General features: G+C 34.6%; 4 protein-coding genes. All 4 read right to left on the reverse strand.

The genetic code is table 11. From position 1 onward, the window contains the following. Window positions 1-244 precede the first annotated feature (244 nt). Complete coding sequence (locus P8H68_RS09360; protein WP_300323970.1) at window positions 245-1306, reverse strand: hypothetical protein; 1062 nt, start codon at window positions 1304-1306, stop codon at window positions 245-247. Window positions 1307-1479: 173 nt separating this feature from the next. Next, window positions 1480-1797, reverse strand: a complete 318-nt coding sequence (gene trxA / locus P8H68_RS09365) for a thioredoxin (RefSeq protein ID WP_300323973.1) — start codon at window positions 1795-1797, stop codon at window positions 1480-1482. A 144-nt stretch (window positions 1798-1941) separates the two neighbouring features. After that, window positions 1942-2901 carry a methylenetetrahydrofolate reductase [NAD(P)H] gene (gene metF / locus P8H68_RS09370; RefSeq protein WP_300323976.1) on the reverse strand — a complete coding sequence of 320 codons (960 nt, stop codon included), beginning with the start codon at window positions 2899-2901 and terminating at the stop codon, window positions 1942-1944. A 222-nt stretch (window positions 2902-3123) separates the two neighbouring features. Further along, window positions 3124-5331 (reverse strand): vitamin B12 dependent-methionine synthase activation domain-containing protein (locus tag P8H68_RS09375; RefSeq protein ID WP_300323979.1); only part of this gene is annotated, 2208 nt, incomplete at its 5' end.

Genomic DNA, 5331 nt, shown 5'->3' on the forward strand with positions numbered 1-5331 from the left:
TCCTAAATTAGTTTTAACCATCGGAGAGGTTCCTGAAAAAGCACCAGAAAAAGAATTTACCGCTGAGAAAGAACCTGGTTCAGAAGATCCGTATGGTTTAGACGATGAATTTGATAATTTTGGAGAGCATCAAAGTTTAGACGATTTAGATACTGATATTTATTAAGAGAAAGACTATTTTACAATATTAAAAAAGCTCCTTGAAATAATTTCAAGGAGCTTTTTTTATGCTAGACACATCCTATCAATGAATTAAAAAGTGATTTTCATTTTCATAGTTTCTTACTACAAAATCAAATGCCACTCCAAGCAATTCGCCCATACTTGTACATTTTTTGAATTTGACATCTTTTGTATAAACCAATAAATCCGCCTTTAACTGCTCAACCTTTTCAGGAGTTGATATGGCATTTTCCGACATACAATCTAACAGATGCAAAACACGATCATGAACACGTAATATTCTTTTAGAAATTGCAGAACGTTCTTCTATCTTATACTGATTTATAGATTGCTCATGTAAATTTTCATGAACCATCTGAACAAACAAATTATTTTCTTTTAAAAACTGAGGCATGTAAACCTTAAATTTTCCTTCATAGCACTGCTGATCAAAATCAATAGCCCTAATTCTATATTGTACTTGGTCAAAATCATGCGTAGGTACAATCACATAATTATAAGAACGCATATCCCCTAATAAGCGAATGATGCAACGCTCATTGAATTTTACAAATTCTTTAGAAAGCTGTTTTTGGTCTCGTGATGAGAAATTCTTGTAGCCTTCATTCATAAAAACATCTCCCGGAATTCCTTGAATATGTTCCTCTACGATGGTATCCTTATATACCAAAAAATTAATTCTATCCGGTGACAATAAATGTTCCAATTCCAAACCATATACACGAGAAGCATCTGCTTTTTTTATGTACATATACATATAGTTGTCATTCAGAATATTTCTAACCTTTACTCTAAAAGGCTTTGAATTTCCGAACGTACAAAAGTCAACTGCATCAATATTTAAAAAAGGAATAGAATCTTCACTACCATCAGCATGCAAAATGCTATAAATTCTTTTTAAACTTCTATCGATTTCCTCTCTTTCAAACTCTGAATAATAGACACGAATCCAAAAGGTATCTACTCCCGATTTATCATATACTTCAATTCCGCCAGAATAGCGCAACAAATCATCATATAGTACCGGCATGTGCACGTTCCTACTATATTTTTTTAAATAATCTTTTAATTTATCGGTGATTGGAAAACTCGGTTTCTTCTTAGAAATTAATTTTTCATCCATAGTCGTATGCCTCTTATGCTTCTTGATATTAAACACAAAAAGCTCCTACAAATTTACTCAAATAAAAGGACTTTTAAGTCTCTTTTCTACCAGAAAAACAGGCTTAAAACAAAAAAAGCAGTACCCTATGGTACTGCTTTTTTACTGCTTTTTTATTCTATGTTCTTATAAATTTATAAGACTGCGTCAATTTTAGATGCGTATGTCGCTTTTGGAGCTACTCCAACTTGCTTGTCAACAACTTCACCGTTTTTAAACAACAATACTGTAGGAATATTTCTTACTCCGTACTTTGCTGCAAACTCTTGATTGCTATCTACATCTACCTTCCCAACAACAGCTTTTCCGTCATAATCATTGCTTATTTCTTCAATGATCGGTCCAACCATTCTACAAGGTCCACACCAAGTTGCCCAAAAGTCAACCAATACTGGCTTGTCTGATTTCAATACTACTTCGTCAAATGTTGCGTCTGTTATTTCTAATGCCATAACTATATATTTTTAAATTGATATTTTTTTTTCTCCATACAAATGTAATCAAATAATCCACTTAAAACTTTCACTATGAATCACTTTTTTTTATAGTTGTATTTGAGATAATTATTAATTTTCTGTAAGCAATAAATCTTGCTACTAAAAAACTTCTCTTGCAATTTTTACAATATTATCCGATTTTCCCATCGAGTAATAATGAACCGTAGGAACTCCTGCTTCCATCAATTCCTTACTTTGCTGAATAGCCCATTCTATACCAACCTGACGAATCGCTTTTTTATCACCTTTACAATCCAATACAGCTTTTTCCAATGCCAATGGTAAATCCAAACTAAAAACTTTCGGTAATATTTGTAAATGACGCTCTACTGCAATTGGTTTGATTCCTGGAATAATAGGAACCGTAATTCCAATATTCTTTGCCGCTTCTACAAACTCAAAATATTTTTTATTATCAAAAAACATTTGTGTCACTACGTAGTCGGCTCCAGCATCTACTTTTTCCTTCAAACGCAATAAATCAGAATCCAAACTTGGTGATTCAAAATGCTTCTCAGGATACCCAGCTACCCCGATACAAAAATCAGGTTTATAATCCATCTCAACATTTTCATTCAAGAATTTCCCTTCATTCAAACGAGAAACCTGATCCACTAATTCCACAGCATAATTATTACCTCCTTTGCAAGGAACAAAAGAAGACTCATGCTTCATTGCATCTCCTCGTAAGGCTACTAAATTATCTATTCCTAAATAATGTAAATCCACCAATACGTATTCTGTTTCCTCTCTAGTAAAACCTCCACATAAAACATGAGGCACAGTATCCACATTATATTTATGCATCAAAGAAGCACAGATTCCAACCGTACCTGGACGCATACGAGTAATTTTTCTCTCTAACAATCCATTCCCTTTATCAAGGTAAACATACTCCTCTCTAGAAGTAGTCACATCAATAAATTTTGGTTTAAATTCCATTAAAGGATCAATATTATCATATAATTTTTGAATATTCTGTCCCTTTACCGGAGGCACAATTTCAAAAGAAAATAATGATTTCCCCTTTGCTTCTTTTATGTGATCTGTAACTTTCATTTCTGTTTTTTTATTTGAGCGTTCCCTTACAGGTCGGGCTATCCGTTTAATCTTTTTTATTTCTGGTTGGTCACTGAGCTTGTCGAAGTGCAACCTAAATAAAAAAGGATATCACTGCTATCCCTAACGCGCTTGCGAAAATACACAATCGCTCTAATAAAAAAAAACCTAACACTTTTTAAAATGCTAGGTTTCAATAGATATTTAAATTGCGTAATTTTATTATTCATTCAAGTTGGGAGCCAACCAGCGCTCCATCACTTCATTCGTATAACCTCTACGTTTTGCAAAGTCGTGTACTTGTTCTAAAGTAATTTTACCTACTCCAAAATATCTTGCTTTTGGATGCGCAAAATACAATCCAGAAACTGCAGCCGTAGGGAACATTGCCAAACTATCCGTAAGCGTCACTCCAATATTCTCTTCTACATTTAACAATCTCCATAAAGCTGTTTTCTCTGTATGATCAGGACATGCTGGATACCCCGGTGCTGGACGAATTCCTTGATACTCTTCTCGAATCAAATCTTCATTACTTAAATTCTCATCAGAAGCATATCCCCAAAATTCTTTACGAACTTTATCGTGCAAATATTCTGCAAAAGCCTCAGCAAACCTATCTCCTAAAGCTTTTACCATGATACTATTATAATCATCTAAAGCGGCTTTATAGGTATCTGCGATTTCTTCAACACCAAATCCGGTTGTCACACAAAAACCACCTATATAATCTTCCAAACCTGTTTCTTTAGGTGCCACAAAATCTGCCAATGCAATATTCGGTTTTCCTGCTCCTTTTTTAGATTGCTGACGTAATGTCAATACCGTTTCTAAAACATCTGTTCTTGATTCATCTTTATACACCTCAATATCATCAGAATTCTCTGTTGCATTGGCAGGGAATAAACCATAAACCGCCTTTGCTTTGAACCATTTTTCTTTTAAAACACGATCTAACATAGTCTTAGCATCCTTGAACAAATCTTTTGCCTGTTCACCAACAATTTCATCTTCTAAAATAGCTGGGTATTTTCCATGTAATTCCCAAGATTGAAAGAAAGGAGTCCAGTCTAAATAAGGCACCAATTCATTAAAATCTAAATCTTCAATCACATGTACTCCTAATTTTTTAGGCTTGTACACATCCTCTGCTTTCCAATCTATTTTAAACTTATTCGCACGTGCTTCTTCTAATGGCAAATACACTTTTTTACGAGCTCTGTTCAAATAACCATCTCGTAATTTATCATATTCTGCATACGTCTCTTTTAAGAAACCATCTCTTGTCTCGTCATTTATCAATGTACTTACAACAGGCACAGATCTAGAGGCATCCAATACATGAACCACTCCATGATCGTATTGTTGCGCAATTTTAACTGCTGTATGTGCTCTAGAAGTTGTTGCTCCTCCAACCAACAAAGGAATTGAAAAATCCAATCGCTTCATTTCTTTGGCAATATGCACCATTTCATCTAAGGAAGGAGTAATCAATCCACTCAAACCAATAACATCCACGTTATGCTTTTTAGCTTCCTCTAATATTTTTTCTGGTGGAACCATTACACCAAGGTCAACGATTTCATAATTGTTACAAGCTAATACAACTCCAACAATATTTTTACCAATATCATGCACATCTCCTTTCACCGTAGCCAAAAGAACTTTCCCTTGAGCTCTTGAATTTTCATCTTTCTCTTCTTCAATAAAAGGCATCAGATGTGCAACGGCTTTTTTCATGACACGAGCAGATTTTACAACCTGTGGTAAAAACATCTTCCCTTCTCCGAACAAATCACCAACAACACTCATTCCAATCATCAAATTCCCTTCGATAACCTCTAACGGTTTAGCTGCTATCAACCTTGCTTCCTCAACATCCTCTACAATAAAAGTATCCAATCCTTTTACCAAAGAATGTGTAATTCTATCTTGTAAAGCACCTTCTCTCCATTCAAGATTTTGTACTTGAACTTTTCCCTTTCCTTTTACAGATTCTGCAAAATCAAGCAAACGCTCTGTAGCATCATCACGTCTGTCTAAAACTACATCCTCTACATGTTCTAACAAATCTTTTGGGATATCATCATAAACCTCCAACATAGCAGGATTTACAATTCCCATATTCATCCCTTTCTGGATGGCATAATATAAAAACACAGAGTGCATCGCTTCACGCACTACATTATTTCCTCTGAAAGAAAATGACACATTACTGACACCTCCACTAACACTAGCGTTGGTTAAATTGGTACGTACCCAATGTGTAGCCTCAATAAAATCGATGGCATTTTTTCTATGCTCTTCCATTCCTGTTGCTACAGGAAAAATATTCAAATCAAAAATGATATCTTCAGACGGGAACCCCAACTCGTCCACCATAATATCATAGGAACGCTTTGCGATTTCACAACGACGTTCATAATTATC

Source organism: Flavicella sp. (genome assembly GCF_029238425.1).
In the GTDB taxonomy this organism is placed as follows: Bacteria; Bacteroidota; Bacteroidia; order Flavobacteriales; family Flavobacteriaceae; genus Flavicella.